A 17317-nucleotide genomic window follows, 5' to 3' on the forward strand; every position below is an offset into this window, starting at 1 on the left:
CAAACAGGGGTGCGCCCGACGGAGCAAGCGGCTCCGCCGGACGCACCCGGGAGACGGTCCCCCAGGGGGTGTGGTGAAAGTCCCGCACAGCACCCCTAGTCGCGGAGCGCCACCCGCTCCACTTCCGTCTCCTTCGCGGTGGACTTGGCGACCACGACGGTCCGCTGCTCGCGGCGCGTCCGCAGTCCGGTGAGGGCGATGAGGAGGCCCGCGACCGCGATGACCGTGGTCACGACCAGGGCGGGCAGGTAGCTGTCGAGGACCGCTTGCGGGGACGCGGGTTCCTCGGGGCTGTTCGCGGTCAGGACCGCGGTCACGACGGCCAGGAACAGCGCGCCGCCCACCTGGACCGAGGTGTTGAGCAGGCCCGAGACCATGCCCTGCTCGTGTTCGTCGACGCCGTTGGTGGCCTGGACGTTGAGCGAGGGGAAGGTCAGCGCGAAGCCCGCGCCCACCAGCAGCATGGTGGGCAGGATGACCGTGGCGTAGACCGGGTCGAGGTCGATCCGCAGGAACAGGAGGTAGCCGGCGACCAGCGCGGCGAACCCGATCGCGATCAGCCGTGCCGTGCCGAACCGGTCGATGACCGCACCGACCTTCGTCGCAGACAGCGCCACGAGCGCACCCGCCGGCAGGAAGGCCAGCGCCGTGTGCAGCGCCGACCAGCCGAGCAGCTGCTGCATGTACAGCGTGACCAGGAACTGGAAGCCGATGTAGCTGCCGATGAACGTCAACGCGCCCAGCTGTGCCCGCACCTGGGCTCCGGAGCGCAGCACGCCCAGCCGGATCAGCGGGCTCGGGCTGCGTCGCTCGACGCGGACGAAGGCCGTGAGCAGGACGACGACGGCGACGAACGACAGGATCGTGCGGGCCGAGCCCCAGCCCGCCTCGGGTGCCTCGACGACGGTGAACACGAGCAGCAGCATCGAGGCGGTGCCGAGGATGGCGCCGGGGATGTCGTAGCCGCCGCTGGTCCGTTCGCGCTCGGTGCGCGGGAGCAGTTTCAGGCCGGCGACCAGGGCGATCAGCGCGACGGGCGCCGGGAGCAGCATGGTCAGGCGCCAACTGGCCTCGGTGAGCAGGCCGGAGAAGACGAGCCCCATCGAGTAGCCGGTGGCGCCGCAGGTGGTGTAGATCGCCAGCGCGCGATTGCGGATCGGGCCCTCGGCGAACGTCGTGGTGATGATGGACAGGCCGGCGGGCGCGGTGAACGCGGCGGCGAGGCCCTTGACGAACCGGCTGGCGATCAGCAGCGGGCCCGAGTCGACGAGCCCGCCGAGCAGCGAGGCGAGCGCGAAGACGGCGAGAGCGACGAGGAAGACCTGGCGTCGGCCCAGCAGGTCGGCGGTGCGTCCGCCGAGGAGCAGCAGGCCGCCGTAGCCCAGGATGTAGCCGCTGACGATCCATTGCAGGGTCGAGGTGGACAGGTCCAGGTCGGCGCCGATGGACGGCAGGGCGACGCCGACCATCGACACGTCGAGCGCGTCCAGGAACATCGCGGCGCACAGCACCAGGAGGGTGCCCCACAGCCGGGGGGTCCAGCGTCCGTCGGACGCGGGGGTGGTGAGCGGAGAGGTCATGACGGAGACAGTACATGCGCACGCATTGAATGCAAGTGCATTTAATGTCGGTGCAATAATTGCGGAACTCTGCTACGGTGCGCCCATGGCGGCGGAGAAGCCCGAGCAGGCACTCGTGGACCAGTGGCACGACATCCTGGCGCTGCATGCGCGCACCCAGTGCGAGCTCGACCGCGCGCTCGGCCGACACGGCCTGTGCGCAAGCGACTTCGAGGTCCTGGACGTGCTGGCGGACGCCAAGTGCCCGTCGTACCGGGTGCAGGAGATCTCCGAACGCGTCCATCTGAGCCAGAGCGCCCTGTCGCGGCTGATCGCCCGGCTGGAGAAGGACGGGCTGGTCGAGCGCGGGATGTGCCAGGAGGACCGGCGGGGCGTCAAGGTCCACCTGACGGCGAAGGGCCGCACGCTGCACGGCACGGTACTGCCCGTGCAGCGGGCGGTGCTGACGAGGATGCTGACGAACTGACCGGCGCCGGGCCCGGGTTCAGCTCCAGGTGACGGCGGAGTTCTCCCGCCACAGCGTGGCGACGGACTCGTCGCCCGTCACGTGCGGGAAGGGCTGCCGGTTCCACAGCGACAGATAGAGCTGCGCGCCCGGCCCGGAGATCTCGCAGTCGGCCCGCCCGGCGTCGCCCCGCTCGGCCGCGGGCGGCTCCTGCGACAGCCGTACGGTCCACACCGCACCGTCCGCGTCCGTCGCCCGCACCCGGAGCACCCGGGGCTCGGCGCTGCGGACCCGGCTCTTCGGGCGGGCGTGGAAGGCGCGCAGCAACTCGTCGATGCCGTCCGCCGCGAAGCCGGTGTCGATCCCGCTCGGCGTACCCCCGCGGGCCGCCTCCGCGTCGAAGCGGTGCACGGTCGTCTCGTGCGCCTGCCTGCGGGCCCAGAACGCGAGGGGTGACGGCGCGGGCAGAAAGTGCCAGCACCGCACGTCGGCCGGGGCGGCCGCGAGCGTGTCGACCAGGTGGCGGTGCCCTTCCCGGAACCAGTCGAGCAACTCGGCGCCGTCCAGGTCGGGCGGCCCGTCGCCGGGGCGGGGGGACATGTGCCCCTCGGCCACGAACGCCGCCGCCCAGCGGTGCACCATCCCGGTGTGCCGTACCAGGTCCCGCACCTGCCACTCGGGACAGGTCGGCACCTTCGCGTCGGTCCCTGCCGCCTCGGCGGCCGCCGCCAGCAGCCGGCCCTCGCGGTCGAGGGTGCGGACGAACTCGGGTGTCTCCATGGGGGGAGTGTGCCGGATGGAGTGCGGTCCAAGGGAAGCCCTGTTCGGAAGCTGGTCAGGGCGCGATGGGAAAGAGAAGAACTCGTTGCCCTCGGGGTCGACCAGGACCCAGTGGTCCTCGAACCGGACGACGACCGTCGCGCCGAGGGCGGTGAGCCGGCCGAGCTCGGCCTCGGGGCGCCGGAGACCAGGTCCAGATGGGGAGCGTGCCAGGCGTCGTGGGTCAGGCGAAACTCTGCGGACACGGCCTAGGATGGCGGCCGCACCGCTTGTTCGCGCGCAAGTCGCGTTCGTCGCAGGGAGATCGCCCATGCGCCCCGATGAGGCAGCACGTACCCCGGTCGGCGGCCGGGGCCTGGACGGGGAGTCGGCCGGGCCCGTGGTGGCGCGGCTGGTGCTGGGCGCGCGGCTGTGCGGACTGCGGGAGGAGCAGGGGATCTCACGCGTGGCCGCGGGGCATGTCATCCGGGCTTCACGGTCCAAGATCAGTCGGCTCGAAGGCGGCCGCCATGGGGTCAAACCGCGGGACGTGGAGGATCTGCTCACCCTCTACGGCGTCACCGACGAGGCCGAGCGTGCCACCTTGCTGACCCTGGCCGAACAGGCCAACACCCCCGCCTGGTGGCAGTACTACAGCGACGTCGTGCCCTCCTGGGCGCAGCTCTACCTCGGCGCCGAACAGGCAGCGAGCCTCATCCGCTGCTTCGAGGTGCAGCGCGTGCCCCAGCTGTTGCAGACCCCCGACTACGCCCGTGCCGCCATCCGCCTCGCCCACCCCGGCGCCGGTGCGCGGGAGATCGACCGGCGGTGCATGCTGAGGGCGACACGGCGGCGGATCCTGCACCGTCGGCCGACGGCGCAGTTGTGGGCCGTGATCGACGAGGCGGCGCTGCGCCGCCCGGTGGGCGGCCTCGACGTGATGCGCGCCCAGCTCAGGCATCTCATCGAGATCTGCCGACTCCCGCAGGTCACCGTGCAGATCCTGCCGTTCCTCGCCGGCGGCCACGCCGCGGAGAGCGGCCCCGTGACCATCCTGCGCCTGCCCGGCGGTCTGCTGCCCGACATGGTCTACCTGGAACGACTCGCCACCGCTCTGTACCCTGACCGGCCGGACGAGATCGAGCGCTACTGGGATGTCATGAACCGCCTGGTGGTCGAGGCGGAATCGCCGGACGAGACGCCGACGATCCTCCATCGCATCCTCCAGGAAACCTGAGCCGTCAGCGCTTGAGGGCCACCCCGCCGTACTGGTGGACCTCGGCGGGCAGCCCCCAGGCACCCGCGTCCGGACGCCAGCGCGAGCAGGACGCCACGCCCGGTTCGAGCAGCTCCAGACCGTCGAAGAAGCCCGCGATCTGCTCGGGGCTGCGCAGGATGTACGGGATCGAGCCGCCGTCGTTGTACTGCTGGATGGCCCGGACGTAGGCTTCGCTGGTGTCGGTGCTGTCGTACTGCACCAGGTAGCTGCCGGAGGGCAGCGCGTCCACCAGTCGCCGCACGATCGAGCGCGCCTCGTCGTAGTCCTCGATGTGGCCGAGGATGCCCATCAGCATCAGGGCGACCGGCTCGTCGAAGTTCAGCGTCTTACCGGCCTCCCGCACGATGGTGCTCGGGTCGCGCAGGTCGGCGTCGACATAGTTGGTGACACCTTCCGGCGTGCTGGTCAGCAGCGCGCGGGCGTGGGCCAGGACCAACGGGTCGTTGTCGACGTAGACGATCCGGCACTCGGGGACCACTCGCTGGGCGATCTCATGGGTGTTGTCCACACTGGGCAGCCCGGTGCCGATGTCCAGGAACTGCCGGATGCCCTCCTCGGCGGCCAGATGACGGACGGCGCGGGCGAGGAAGTAGCGCGCGGCGCGGGCGCCGGTCTCGATCCCGGGGAAGATCGCGCGGAACGCGTCACCGGCCACCCGGTCGACCTCGTAGTTGTCCTTGCCGCCCAGCCAGTAGTTCCAGATCCGAGCCGACTGCGGCACCGAGGTGTCGATCTTGGCGAGCGCCTCGTGCTCGGTGTTCTCCGGCTGTTCGGTCATGGGCACTCCCGCATGTGTGTGGTGTGGTCAGGACCACGAAACCGGCCAACGCCGGTCGTGGACACCCACGTTATTCCCCACGGCCCGGCTCAGGTGAATCACGAGGCCTCAACTCGCCTTTGCGACACCACCTGTTGGCCGTTCAGCGGGCCGTCGCACGCCGCGTGCCGAAGCCGATGACCGCCGCCGTGGCGGCGAGGGCGGCCACGCTCGTGAGGGCGAGCGGGAGGGACAGCCAGTCCGCCATGAAGCCGATGGCGGGCGGGCCCAGCAGCATGCCGCCGTAGCCGAGGGTGGACGCGATGGCGACCCCGTCGGGACCGGCGAGCGTGCCGGCGCGTTCGACGGCGACCGGGAAGAGGTTGGCGAGGCCCAGACCGGTGATCACGAAGCCCAGGAGTGCCGCCCAGAGGGTCGGGGCGAGCGCGCCGAGCAGCATTCCGGCCGCCGCGGTGGCGCCGCCGAGGACGAGGGTACGGGTCTGGCCCAGGCGCTCCAGCAGCCAGGCGCCGGTGAGCCGGCCGACGGTCATGGCGAGTGCGAAACAGGAGTAGCCGATGGCCGCCGCGCCCGGCGAGGCGTGCAGGTCCTGCTCCAGGTGCAGGGCGCTCCAGTCGGCCAGGGCTCCCTCGCCGTAGGCCGTGCACAGGGCGATCAGGCCGAAGGTGACGACCAGACGGCGGGTCCGGGCGTCCAGGCGGCGGGGCGCCGACTCGTCCTTCGGCGTGCTCTCGGGGGGCTCCGGCGGCGGGACGCGCAGCAGGACGCGGCCCGCCAGGGCCGTGACGACCAGCCCGATCACGGTGAGGCCGAGCAGGTGCCGCGTCGGCGACAGCGCGCCGGCGACCAGCCCGCCGAGCCCGGCGCCGACCATGCCGCCGAGGCTGAAGGCGGCGTGGAAGCTGGGCATGATGGGCCGCCGCAAAGCTCGGCCCAGGTCGACCGCCGCGCTGTTGAAGGCGACGTTGATCCCGCCGTACGCGGCGCCGAAGACCAGCAGGACGGCGCCCAGGGCCGGCGCGGAGTGGGTGAGCGGGGGCAGGGCCACGCTGAGGGAGAGCAGGACGCCGCAGACGACGGTGACGAGATGGCTGCCGTACCGGCGGCACAGGCGGCCGGTGAGCACCATCGTCACGACGGCCCCGGCGGAGACGCCGAGGAGGGCCAGGCCCAGGGCGCTGGCGGAGGCGCCGGTCTGCTGCTTGATGGCGGGGATACGGACGACCCAGCCGGCGAAGACGAAGCCGTCGAGGGCGAAGAAGGTGGTCAGGGCGATGCGGAGGCGGGTCAGGTCGTGGGGCGTACCCGGCACGGCGCTGTGCGATCGGGTTTTGTTTATTAGCGGCACAAAATCAGGCTAGGCGGGCGCGGGGGAGACGACAAGGGCAGCGCCCGCGTCGGCCGACTGTCCGGGTACCGTCCGAAGTGCGACGCTGGGACGAGAGCTGTCGGCCGAGGGAACTCGGGAGGGCACTGATGGGACGCGATGTGCCGGCCCTGGTGTTCACACGGGAGGATCGCCGTCGGTACCGGGAGAAGATGCACAGCTGTCTCGACGTGCTGGCGCAGATGCTGCGCGAGTCGACCTTCGAGAGTGAGCGCCCCCGGGTCGGCCTGGAGATCGAGCTCAACCTGGTGGACGACGCCGGACGGCTGGCGATGCGCAACACCGAGGTCCTCCAGGCCATCGCCGACCCCTCCTGGTCGAGCGAGCTGGGCCGCTTCAACCTGGAGATCAACATCCCGCCCCGGGAGCTGACGACCGGCGGCCCCGGCGCCTGGGAGCAGGCGATCCGTGACGCGCTCAACCACGCCGAGGACCGCGCCGCCGCCGTCGGCGCCCACCTGATCATGATCGGCATCCTGCCGACCCTGGGGGAGGCCGACGTCGGCGAGCGGGCCCTGTCCGGCGACCCGCGCTACCAGCTGCTCAACGAGCAGATCTTCGCGGCCCGCGGCGAGGACCTGAAGATCACCGTGGACGGCGTCGAGCGGCTGTCGACGTACGCCGACACCATCACCCCCGAGGCCGCCTGCACCAGCACCCAGTTCCACCTCCAGGTCGCGCCGAAGGACTTCGCCGACTACTGGAACGCGGCCCAGGCCGTCGCGGGCGTACAGATCGCCCTCGCGGCGAACTCGCCCTTCCTCTTCGGCAAGGAACTGTGGCGCGAGACCCGTATCCCGCTGTTCGAGCAGGCCACCGACACCCGCCCCCAGGAGATCAAAGCCCAGGGCGTACGCCCCCGGGTGTGGTTCGGCGAACGCTGGATCACCAGCGTCTTCGACCTGTTCGAGGAGAACGTGCGCTACTTCCCGGCCCTGCTGCCCCTGTGCGACGACGAGGACCCGCAGCGGGCGCTCGATGACGGCGGCGCCCCGCAACTGGGCGAACTGACCCTGCACAACGGCACGATCTACCGCTGGAACCGCCCCATCTACGCCGTCACCGACAGCGGCCCGCACCTGCGCATCGAGAACCGCGTCCTGCCCGCCGGCCCCACCGTGGCCGACATCATCGCCAACGGCGCCTTCTACTACGGCCTCACCCGCGCCCTCGTCGACGAGGACCGGCCGATCTGGACGCGGATGTCGTTCTCGGTCGCCGAGGAGAACCTCCACACCGCCGCCCGCGACGGCATCGACGCCCGCCTGTACTGGCCCGGCATGGGCGAAGTGCCGGTCCCGGAACTGGTGTTGCGCCGCCTGCTGCCCCTCGCCCACCACGGCCTCGAGCTGGCCGGCCTCGACGCGGCATGGCGCGAACCCCTGCTGGGCATCGTCGAGCAGCGCTGCGTCGTCGCCCGCAACGGGGCCCTGTGGCAGGCGGAGACCGTGCACCAGCTGGAGAAGGCCGGTGTCTTCGACCGGGACGAGGCGCTGCGGCGGATGACCAGGACGTACATGGACTACATGCACCTCAACGCGGCCGCGCACACCTGGCCGGTGGACTGACCGGCCTCGTGAACGCCTTCTTCCACGGTGCCCCGGATCAGCCGCCGCCGAGCCCCTTCCAGGTTTCCGCCGCCGTCAACGGCACCGGCGCGGGCACCTGCGCCGACGTGGTCAGCTCGATACGGCGCCCCTCGGCCGACGACCGCAGCAGCGCGCTCATCGTCTCCAGCACGTGCAGGGCGAGTTCGCCGTTCGCGCGGGGCGCGCGCCGCTCGTCGGCGGTGATGAAGTCGAGGAGTCCGACGCCCCGGGCGCCGTCGACGTAGCCCGCCGAGGGCGGGAGCGTACGCCACTCGCCGGCCCCGAGCTCGAAGAGCCGTACGTCACCGTCGAAGCGGTTCGGGTCCGGGACCGCGAGGGTGCCCCTCTCGCCGTGCACCTCGATCGGCGCCGCGGTCGTCGCCACGCCGTCGAAGCTCGTCGTGATCGTCGTCAGGGCGCCGTCCACGTGCTCCAGGACCCCGGAGACATGGCTGTCCACCTCCACCGGGATCCGCTCGCCCGCGCGCGGGCCGGACCCGATCACCCGCTCGGCACGCAATCGGCCGGCCGCGCCCGTCACGGCCCGCACCGGGCCGAGCAGTTGGACCAGGGAGGCCAGGTAGTACGGCCCCATGTCCAGCAGCGGGCCCCCGCCGGCCGTGTAGTAGAAGTCGGGGTGCGGATGCCAGCGTTCGTGGCCCGGCGTGACCATCATGGCCGTGGCGAACTGCGGACGTCCGATACGCCCCGCCGCCACCGCCGCCCGCGCCGTCTGGACGCCGGTGCCGAGGACGGTGTCCGGCGCGCACCCCACACCGACCCCGGCCTTCGCGGCGGCGTCGATCACGGCCTGCGCGTCGGCGAGGCTCGCGGCCAGCGGCTTCTCCCCGTAGACGTGCTTGCCTCGCCCGACGGCACCGAGGGCGATCTCGGCGTGGGCCGCGGGAACGGTGAGGTTGAGCACCGTGTCCACGTCCGGGCTGCTCAGCAGCTCCGCGACGGTCAGCGCCCGAACGCCGGGCACCTCGGCGGCGACCGCGGCCGACCGGGAGGCGTCCAGGTCGGCGACCGCGGTGACGCGCACCCGGGGGTGGCCGACGAGGGTGTCCAGGTACGCGCGGGAGATGACGCCGAGCCCTACGACGCCGATGCGGTGCGCGTCGCCCACAGCATGCCCCTCTCGATGACGGTGCGGACGCTCGGGTGCTCCAGGACGTCGAGGCTGTGCCCCGGTGTCGTCACCATGACGCGCCCGGCGCCCCACTGCCGGGTCCAGATCGCCGGCGAGGTGACCGGGCGGTGCCATGGCTGCCACGGCCGGGCCGGGTGGGTGGTCGTGGCCAGGACGTCGATCAGGTCGTCGTGGAGCACCCAGTACTGCTCGGTGTGCAGCTCGAAGTCCTCGATGCCCGCGGTGACCGGGTGCTCGCGGCCCAGCTCCGTGATGTCGACGGTGTGCGGCAGGTAGTTGTCCTCCTGGCCGCCCACGCGTGCGCAGGGCTCCTTGCCCGGGTGGGTCGCGAACTGCCCGCCCACCAGATGGAGATAGTCGGAGGAGGCGCGGAACGAGTCGGCGATGCCGCCGTGCCAGCCGGTGAAGCCGGTGCCGGCCACGACCGCCGCGCTCAGTCCTGCCAACTGCTCGGCGCTGATCTGCGACATCGTCACGCACTGCACGACGAGGTCCGTGGCGGCCATCTCGGCGGCGTCTGCGTAGACATCGGTGGACTCCTCGATCCGGACGGCGTATCCGTTGCTCCGCAGGAAGGGCAGGAACAGCTCGGTGGCCCGGACCGGCTGATGCCCCTCCCATCCGCCTCGGACCACCAGGGCCTTCTTCCGCGTCATCTCGTCCCTTCGGGGTCGAAGAACAGCGCCCTCACTATGCGCCAGACGTCGCCCCGGGGGAAAGAGTCGCCGGACTGCGCGAAATTTTCGCTCCGAGGCGATCGACGGCCCGTGACCGGGCAGGCTTCCGGGGTCTCTCCTGCCCTGCTCGTCAACTCCGCTCCCCGGGAGCCCTCTTGGACTTCGACGACACGACAGCCGCCTCGGACGCCCTCCGTCCCGGCCCGCTCTCCCGCCGCAGATTCCTCCAGGTCACCGCCACCGCGACAGCCGCGGCCACGGCAACGGCGGCCGCCGGCGTCGGCACACCGGCCACGGCCGCCGCCACCGGGACGTCCCTCTCGTTCACCGCTGCCACAGGCGGTTCCGCCACCCTCGCCCCGTCCGGTGACCGGCTGATCGCCGAGGTCCAGAACGTGCTCTGGTCCCTTCCGAGGGACGGCGGCACCGCGGCCCGGATCACCGCGCCCGGCCTCGAACCCACCCGCCCGCAGTTCTCGCCCGACGGCAGCCGCCTCGTCGTCTGCGCCTACCGCGGCGGAGGCTTCCACCTCTGGACGCTGCGGCCCGACGGCACCGGGCTGCGGCAGCTCACCGACGGTCCGTGGGACGACCGAGGTCCGGCCTGGTCGCCGGACGGCACCCGGATCGCGTTCGCCTCCGAACGCGGCGGCAGCGCCGTGACCGGCGCCCCGTACCGCGTCTGGGTCGTGGACGTACGCACCGGCGCCCTGACCCGGCTCACCGGACGTCCGGGGCAGCAGGGCCCAGGACAGGACGGCGGCTGGGAGGACTTCGACCCGGCATGGTCGCCCGACAGCGAGCGGGTGCTGTTCGTGCGGGCCCGCGTCACCGAGACGGGCGCCCTCAGGGCGGACACCGTCGCGTCCGTGGCCGCCGACGGTTCGGGCCCCGTCACCGCCGAGCGCACCGACGACTCCGGCGCCCAGCTCATGACCCCGGCCGTCTCGCCGGCCGGACGCCTGGCCCACCTGCGCACCACGGCTGCCCCCGCCGCCTCGTGCACGCTCGTCGTGGACGGCACGCCGGTCGCCGTGGCGGGCGACCTCCTCCCCGCACCGCCCCGCTGGACGGACGCCGAGCGGCTGCTCCTCACGGTCGACGGCCACTTCCGCCTCGTCGACCCGGACGCGCCGGGCGACGGCGAGGAGATCCCGTTCACCGCCACGCTGCCCGTGCACCGGCCCCGCCACCGCACCAAGGCGTACGACTTCGAGAGCACCGGCACCCGTCCGGTCCGCGCGCTGCACCTGCCCGCCCTGTCACCGGACGGCCGCAGCGTCGCCTTCGCCGCGCTCAACGCGCTGTGGACCGCCGGGACCACGGGCGGCCGTGCACCCCGCAAGGTGCTGCGGGTCCCCGCCACCCGCTATGTGTCGGCGCCGTCCTGGACGCCCGACGGCACGGCGCTGGTGTACACCGACGACCGCGACGGCCTGTTCGCCGTACGGAGCCGGGACCTCGACTCGGGGGAGGAGACCGTACTCGCCGAGGGCGGCCGCATCTTTCCCGCCCTCTCGCCCGACGGGAACCGGCTGGCCTGCCTGGACATGTCCGGCAGCCTCGTGGTCCGCGACCTGACCGACGGCACCGAACGCGTCCTCGCCGCGCCGCTCGGCGCGGGCGGGCTGCCGGGCCGCCCCAGCTGGTCGCCCGACGGCCGCCACCTGGCGCTGTGCGACCGCAACCGCCTCAACCAGCGCTTCCGCGAGGGCTACAACCTGATCCGCGTCGTCGACACGACCACCGGGACCGCCGCCCTGCACGCCCTCGCCCCGCACGCCTCCCTCTCCGACCGCTACGACTCCGGCCCCGTCTGGTCCCCGGACGGCCGCTGGATGGCCGTGATCGCCGAGTCCGCGCTGTGGCTGCTGCCCGTCCGCGCCGACGGCACCCCGCACGGCGAACCGCGCCTCCTCACCACCGAACCCGCCGACCACCCCTCCTGGTCCGCCGACGCCCGCACCCTGCTCTACCTCTCCGCGGGCACCCTGCGCCTCCTCGACCTCCGCGACGGCCTGGCCCGTACCGTCCGCGTCCCGCTGGACTACCGCAGACCCCGCCCGGCGGACACCGTCGTGCACGCGGGCCGCCTCTGGGACGGAGCCGGCGAGGACGTCCGCGAGGACGTCGACGTCGTGATCCGCGCCGGCCGGATCGCGGAAATCTCCCCGCACCGCGCCGGCCGCCCCGCCGCCCGCCGCGTCGACGCGAGCGACCGCACCCTGATCCCGGGCCTGTGGGACGCGCACACCCACCCCTGGCAGACCACGTACGGCGGCTGGCAGACCGCGCTGCAACTCGCGTACGGCATCACGACGGCCGTCTCGCTCGGCGGCTTCGCCTACGAACAGGCCCGCATCCGGGAGGCCGTCGCCGCCGGCACCCTCGCCGGACCCCGCTTGCTGGCCACCGGCGAACTCCTCGACGGGGCACGGGTCGCCTACAGCATGGGCCGCGCCCACCGCACCCGCGAGGGCCTGCACCGCTCGCTGGCGCGCGGGGCCGCGCTCGACTGGGACTTCGTGAAGACGTACGTACGCGCCCCCGGGTGGGTGATGAAGGAGGCCGCCGACTTCGCGCACGAGCGGCTCGGGGTGCGCAGCGGCAGCCATCTGTGCAGCCCCGGTGTGCAACTGGGGCAGGACCTGACGACCCACCTCCAGGCGACGCAACGGCTGGAGTTCGGGCACGCGACCTCCGCGACGGGGCGGGCCTACCAGGACGTCGAGGAGATCTACACCGCCACCGACTTCCACCTCGTCGCCACACCCTTCACCGCGCTGGCCCTGCTCGGCGCCGACCCCGCCCTCGCGGACGACCCGCGCGTCACCGCGCTCATGCCGCCGTGGGACACCGCGCTCGTCCGTCAGCAGGCCGGGCAGCCGCCCACCGAGGCCCAACTGACCACACTGGCAAGGGAGATGAACGTCTACCGGCGGATCCTCGCGGGCGGCGGACTGGTCGCGCTCGGCACCGACCAGCCGCTCGTCCCGGTCGGCCTGCATCTGCACCTGGCCCTGCGCGCCCTGCACCGGGCCGGCCTCTCACCGGCCGAGGCACTGCGCACCGCGACCCTGCTGCCCGCGCGGGTCTTCGGCGCCGACGCCGACCTGGGCACGATCGAGGAGGGAAAGCTCGCCGACCTCACGGTCGTGGACGGCGACCCGTTCACCGACTTCACCGAACTGGTCCGTACGGCGGCGGTCCTGCGTGGAGGCGTGCTGTTCGAGCAGTCGGACCTGGTCGACGCCTTCGCCGCCTTCGCCGCCTTCGACGTCACGGCAACGAGGCACGCGGCCGTGGAATGGCTTGAGGTGAGCCGCCGTATGCGCCGTGAGGGGTGCTGCGACCTCTGAGTGGTCATGGTCCACACACACTTCCTCGGGTATCTGCGCAGGAGCATCACTCGGGCTGCACACAGCCCGTCCAAAGCCTCGTTAGCGTTGCGAGCCGTTCGATTCTCCCGTGCGACCCCAGGAAGACCGCAGATGGACTACTGCTCCTCGTGCCGACGGCATCTCAACGGGGCCCTCGTGTGCCCCGGGTGCGGCGCCTACGCCCCGGACATCGCTCCCTCCGCGATCGGGGGCCCGACGGTGTCGGCCGCGCCCGCCGCGGTGGCGCCCGGCACGGCCGCGTGGGATTCCCCCGCCGCCGACGGCTGGCACGACGGCTACTTCCGGGACGAGACGGTGCCGTCCGCCGACCTGGACGAGACGGCGCCCGACGCGCCGGCCGCCGACGAGGAAGGCGTGCCCGTCGTCTCGGAGGGCAGGGCCGCGCGCCGTCGCCAGCGGGCCCGTTGGAAGAAGAACCAGCGTCGGGCCGTGGTCGCGACCGCCGTCGCCCTGGTCGGAGGCGGTCTGACCGTCTCGGCGATGAACCGGGGAGTCACCGACAAGGCCCAGGCGGCCACCGCGCCGGAGAACCCGAACACGGCGGTCGCCGAGCAGCAGGAGACCGAGCTCACCCGCCCGGTGTCCACTCCCGCGGACACCCGCGAAGTCCCGCGCGTCGACACGACCCCGTCGAAGACGCACCCCACCGACGCCGCCCGCGAGGCCATCACGCCGCCGCGCGCCACCCGGGAGTTCACCCGACCGGACGCCGCCGCCACCCCGAGCCCCACGGTGACCACGGCCCCACAGTCGCAGAGCGTCTCCTCCGGCGCCGGTGCCGCGAACTCCGGCAACGCGAGCTCGGGTGGAGCCCAGTCCGGCTCCGGCGACAGCGACGGCACGTCGGCCGAGCAGCAGACGCCGGCCCCGTCGGCGACCGAGGGCTCCGACTCCGGCACCTCCACCTCACCGTCCAGCCCCGCACCGGAGGCGACCTCGCCGGCGCAGCTCTGCGTGCTCAACCTCGTCTGCCTCGGCTGACCGAGCCGCCGGACCGCCACCCGACCACCCTCGCCGGAGCGCCCGCCACCTGAGATGGTCGTCACCCTCCCGCATCGCCACACAACCTCGTGGATGCGGTCATGCTGGAAGAAGCCGGACGTCACCGCCGACGCACCGGCACCGGCAGAGCAGGACGTCGTACTCAGGAAGGAACTCCCCATGGTCGAGCAGGACGAGCGCTTCGATGTCGTGGTCCTCGGCGCGGGCCCCGGCGGCTACGTCGCCGCCATCCGCGCCGCCCAGCTGGGCAAGCGGGTGGCGGTCGTGGAGGAGAAGTACTGGGGCGGCGTCTGTCTGAACGTGGGCTGCATCCCCAGCAAGGCGCTGCTGCGCAACGCCGAACTGGCGCACATCTTCACGCGCGAGGCGAAGACCTTCGGCATCAAGGTGGACGGCACGGTCAGCTTCGACTTCGGCGAGGCGTTCCGCCGCAGCCGCAAGGTCGCGGACGGCCGGGTCAAGGGCGTCCACTTCCTGATGAAGAAGAACAAGATCACCGAGATCGACGGCCGGGGCACCTTCCTCGACCCGCACACCCTCCAGGTGGCGGGCTACGACGGCGAGACCCGCACCATCGGCTTCGAGCACTGCATCATCGCCACCGGCGCCTCGCCCAAGCTGCTGCCCGGCACCCGGCGCAGCGCGCGCGTGGTGACCTTCGAGGAGCAGATCCTGGCCGAGGAACTGCCGGCGTCGATCGTCATCGCGGGCGCCGGCGCGATCGGCGTCGAGTTCGCCTACGTACTGCACAACTACGGCGTGAAGGTCACCGTCGTCGAGTTCCTGGACCGGATGGCCCCGCTGGAGGACGCCGAGGTCTCCGCCGAACTCGCCAAGCAGTACCGGCGGTTGGGCATCGACGTGCTGACGTCCACCCGGGTCGACGCCATCGACGAGTCCGGCCCGCAGGTGCGCGTCACCGTCACCGCCAAGGACGGCTCGCAGCAGGTCCTGGAGGCCGACAAGGTGCTCCAGGCCATCGGCTTCCAGCCGAACATCGACGGCTACGGCCTCGACAAGACCGGCGTGACCGTCACCGAGCGCGGCGCGATCGACGTCGACGGGCGCTGCCGCACCTCGGTCCCGCACATCTTCGCCATCGGCGACGTCACCGCGAAGCTGATGCTGGCGCACGCCGCCGAGGCCATGGGCGTCATCGCCGCCGAGACCATCGCGGACGCGGAGACGATGGAGCTGGACTACGTGATGATCCCGCGGGCCACCTACTGCCAGCCGCAGGTCGCCAGCTTCGGCTACACCGAGGCCCAGGCCCGTGAACTCGGCTACGACGTCAAGGTCGCCAAGTTCCCGTTCACGGCGAACGGCAAGTCGCACGGCCTCGGCGACGCGACCGGGTTCGTGAAGCTGATCAGCGACGACACCCACGGCGAACTCATCGGCGCCCACCTCATCGGCCCGGACGTCACCGAGCTGCTGCCCGAGCTGACCCTGGCCCAGCAGTGGGACCTGACCGTGCACGAGGTCGCGCGCAACGTCCACGCCCACCCGACCCTGGGAGAGGCCGTCAAGGAAGCGGTGCACGGGCTCGCGGGTCACATGATCAACTTCTGACCGTTCGGCCGTTCGGTCTCCCGGCCGTTCCGGCGTTCATGCGTTCAGCCGTCCAGCCACCAGCGGGCCGCCGCCCAGGCGAACGCGTAACCGAGGCTGTTGACCGCCCAGTGCAGGGCCATGGGCGGCAGCAGACTGTCCGAGCGGCGGCGCAGCTCGCACAGGACGACCCCGGCGACGGCCGTGGCGACGATCGCCGCGGCCACCGTCGGTGCCACGCCGGCCGTGCCGTCGCCGAAGACCGAGCCGACGGCGGCGTTGGAGCGATTGATGCCCCGGGCCGGCATCAGATGCCACAGCCCGAACAGCAGCGACGACCCGGCCGTGGCCCACGCCGTGCCGTGCCGCCGCCGGATCATGGCCCACAGCACGCCCCGGAAGGCCGTCTCCTCCAGCAGCACGGTCCCGAACGGCACCCGCACCAGCGTCACCCACAGCAGCCGCCCCACGGACAGGTCGGCGGCCCGGGCGTCCCGGAAGGCCTCGCGCCCGGCAGGGGCGACGAGGAGCAGCACCAGCACCAGCAGAACGATCCCGACCAGCACGGGCGTCCACCGCAGCCCCCTGCGCACGGCCGCCGCGTCGAGCCCCAGGTCGGCCAGGGTGAGCCCGTCCCAGCGCGCGACCAGCAGCAGTACCGCCGACGCGGCCACACAGACGACCACGTACAGGGCGGGGCCCCGCGCGAGCCAGTTGTTCAGCAGGTTCGCGACGGCGAGAACGGCGACAGCGCATACGATCCGCATCCGGCTTCCAGGATCCCCTGTCCCGGCCCCGCACGTCCGCCTGCCGCCCCTGTGGCGCCACGGCGCCCGCTTGAGCATCCTCGGTGGTACCGCGTCCCCAGGGAGGCCCACCCATGCCGGCCAAGAACCTCACCGCCAACCGCGCTGCCCTCGGCCATCGCGTCGCCTACGCCCTGCGCCACCCCGACCGCGTGCCCCGCCATCTGGCCCGCACCGCCCGCGACATGTGGCTGCGCCGCCGCCACCCCGACCACGTCTCCTACTACCGCGCGGTGATGCGCTCCGACACCCGGGCCGACCCGGACGCCGCGGTCGGCAGTCACAACCGGGAGCGGTGGCTCGCGCTCGGGGCGATGCAGTTCGACTACCTCGTCGGCCACGGTCTGCGCCCCGAGCACCGGATGCTGGAGATCGGGTGCGGCAACCTGCGCGGCGGCTGGCGGTTCATCCGCCACCTCGACCCCGGCCACTACCACGGCGTCGACATCTCGCCCGACATCCTGTTCGCCGCCCAGGACACGGTCGTGGAGATGGGCCTGCAGGATCGGCTCCCCACGCTGACCCCGGTGCGCGACCTGACGCTGCGGTTCCTGCCCGACGCACACTTCGACGTCGTACACGCCCACAGCGTCTTCTCCCACTCGCCGCTCCCGGTCATCGACGAGTGCCTGGCCAACGTGGGCCGGGTCCTCGCCCCCGGCGGCTGGTTCGACTTCACCTTCGACCGCACCGAGGGCCAGGAGCACCACGTCCTGCGCGAGGACTTCTACTACCGCACCGAGACCCTGGTGACCCTGGCCGGGAAACACGGCCTGCGGGCCCGCTTCATGACGGACTGGGAGAAGCTCCCGCACGGCCAGTCCAAGATCCGCGTCACGCACCCGGCGTGAACCGACGCCCCGTCAGCAGCGGGCGTCCGCCTCGAAGCAGGTCATCTGTCCCGGACTCT

At 72.4% G+C, this 17317-nt stretch carries 14 protein-coding genes and 1 pseudogene; 7 read left to right on the top strand and 8 right to left on the bottom strand.

What is annotated here, in order from left to right; genetic code table 11:
• Positions 1–95 precede the first annotated feature (95 nt).
• Entirely contained in the window at positions 96–1580 is a 1485-nt protein-coding gene (locus ACFZBP_RS20195; RefSeq protein ID WP_383448948.1) for an MFS transporter, read from the bottom strand.
• An 85-nt stretch (positions 1581–1665) separates the two neighbouring features.
• Between ACFZBP_RS20195 and ACFZBP_RS20200 the strand changes: the two genes are divergently transcribed.
• Positions 1666–2046 carry a MarR family winged helix-turn-helix transcriptional regulator gene (locus ACFZBP_RS20200; protein ID WP_383448950.1) on the top strand — a complete coding sequence of 127 codons (381 nt, stop codon included), beginning with the start codon at positions 1666–1668 and terminating at the stop codon, positions 2044–2046.
• Between the two features lie 18 nt (positions 2047–2064).
• On the opposite strand, the gene ACFZBP_RS20205 is transcribed toward ACFZBP_RS20200, so the two are convergent.
• On the bottom strand, positions 2065–2805 hold the full coding sequence (locus ACFZBP_RS20205; RefSeq protein WP_391415114.1) for a maleylpyruvate isomerase family mycothiol-dependent enzyme: 741 nt from the start codon (positions 2803–2805) through the stop codon (positions 2065–2067).
• Between the two features lie 90 nt (positions 2806–2895).
• Positions 2896–3117: pseudogene (locus ACFZBP_RS20210) on the bottom strand (hypothetical protein); the annotation flags it as partial.
• Between ACFZBP_RS20210 and ACFZBP_RS20215 the strand changes: the two are divergent.
• Entirely contained in the window at positions 3116–4021 is a 906-nt protein-coding gene (locus ACFZBP_RS20215; RefSeq protein WP_383448956.1) for a helix-turn-helix domain-containing protein, read from the top strand. The pseudogene ACFZBP_RS20210 and the gene ACFZBP_RS20215 overlap by 2 nt on opposite strands.
• A gap of 4 nt (positions 4022–4025) precedes the next feature.
• Here the strand turns inward: ACFZBP_RS20215 and ACFZBP_RS20220 are convergent, their stop codons facing one another.
• Together ACFZBP_RS20220 and ACFZBP_RS20225 are read right to left on the bottom strand one after the other, a co-directional pair.
• Entirely contained in the window at positions 4026–4841 is an 816-nt protein-coding gene (locus ACFZBP_RS20220) for an SAM-dependent methyltransferase (RefSeq protein WP_391414786.1), read from the bottom strand.
• Between the two features lie 142 nt (positions 4842–4983).
• Positions 4984–6153, bottom strand: coding sequence for an MFS transporter (locus ACFZBP_RS20225; RefSeq protein WP_391414788.1), 1170 nt, complete (start codon positions 6151–6153; stop codon positions 4984–4986).
• A 164-nt stretch (positions 6154–6317) separates the two neighbouring features.
• Here ACFZBP_RS20225 and ACFZBP_RS20230 point away from each other — a divergent pair, with 164 nt between their 5' ends.
• On the top strand, positions 6318–7796 hold the full coding sequence (locus ACFZBP_RS20230; protein ID WP_391414790.1) for a glutamate--cysteine ligase: 1479 nt from the start codon (positions 6318–6320) through the stop codon (positions 7794–7796).
• A gap of 37 nt (positions 7797–7833) precedes the next feature.
• Here ACFZBP_RS20230 and ACFZBP_RS20235 read toward each other — a convergent pair whose 3' ends face one another.
• Positions 7834–8946 (bottom strand): Gfo/Idh/MocA family oxidoreductase, encoded by a 1113-nt coding sequence (locus tag ACFZBP_RS20235; RefSeq protein ID WP_391414792.1) that lies wholly within the window; start codon positions 8944–8946, stop codon positions 7834–7836.
• A complete protein-coding gene (locus ACFZBP_RS20240; RefSeq protein WP_391414794.1) occupies positions 8916–9626 on the bottom strand; it encodes a ThuA domain-containing protein in 711 nt (236 codons plus the stop codon). Before ACFZBP_RS20240 ends, ACFZBP_RS20235 begins: the two co-directional genes overlap by 31 nt.
• Positions 9627–9802: 176 nt before the next feature.
• Here ACFZBP_RS20240 and ACFZBP_RS20245 point away from each other — a divergent pair, with 176 nt between their 5' ends.
• From ACFZBP_RS20245 to lpdA, 3 genes are all read left to right on the top strand, one after another.
• Positions 9803–13006: an amidohydrolase family protein gene (locus ACFZBP_RS20245; protein ID WP_391414796.1), complete on the top strand. Its 3204-nt coding sequence runs from the start codon at positions 9803–9805 to the stop codon at positions 13004–13006.
• A 132-nt stretch (positions 13007–13138) separates the two neighbouring features.
• The gene (locus ACFZBP_RS20250; protein ID WP_391414798.1) at positions 13139–14029 is read left to right on the top strand and encodes a hypothetical protein; all 891 of its coding nucleotides are present in this window, start codon (positions 13139–13141) and stop codon (positions 14027–14029) included.
• A 180-nt stretch (positions 14030–14209) separates the two neighbouring features.
• A complete protein-coding gene (gene lpdA / locus ACFZBP_RS20255) occupies positions 14210–15622 on the top strand; it encodes a dihydrolipoyl dehydrogenase (RefSeq protein ID WP_391415116.1) in 1413 nt (470 codons plus the stop codon).
• 44 nt (positions 15623–15666) lie between these two features.
• Here the strand turns inward: lpdA and ACFZBP_RS20260 are convergent, their stop codons facing one another.
• Positions 15667–16368, bottom strand: coding sequence for a CPBP family intramembrane glutamic endopeptidase (locus ACFZBP_RS20260; protein WP_383448969.1), 702 nt, complete (start codon positions 16366–16368; stop codon positions 15667–15669).
• A gap of 113 nt (positions 16369–16481) precedes the next feature.
• Here ACFZBP_RS20260 and ACFZBP_RS20265 point away from each other — a divergent pair, with 113 nt between their 5' ends.
• Positions 16482–17258, top strand: coding sequence for a class I SAM-dependent methyltransferase (locus tag ACFZBP_RS20265; protein WP_383448971.1), 777 nt, complete (start codon positions 16482–16484; stop codon positions 17256–17258).
• Positions 17259–17317: the final 59 nt, after the last annotated feature.

Origin of the sequence: Streptomyces sp. NPDC008086, from assembly GCF_042957325.1 — a bacterium.
GTDB lineage: Bacteria > Actinomycetota > Actinomycetes > Streptomycetales > Streptomycetaceae > Streptomyces.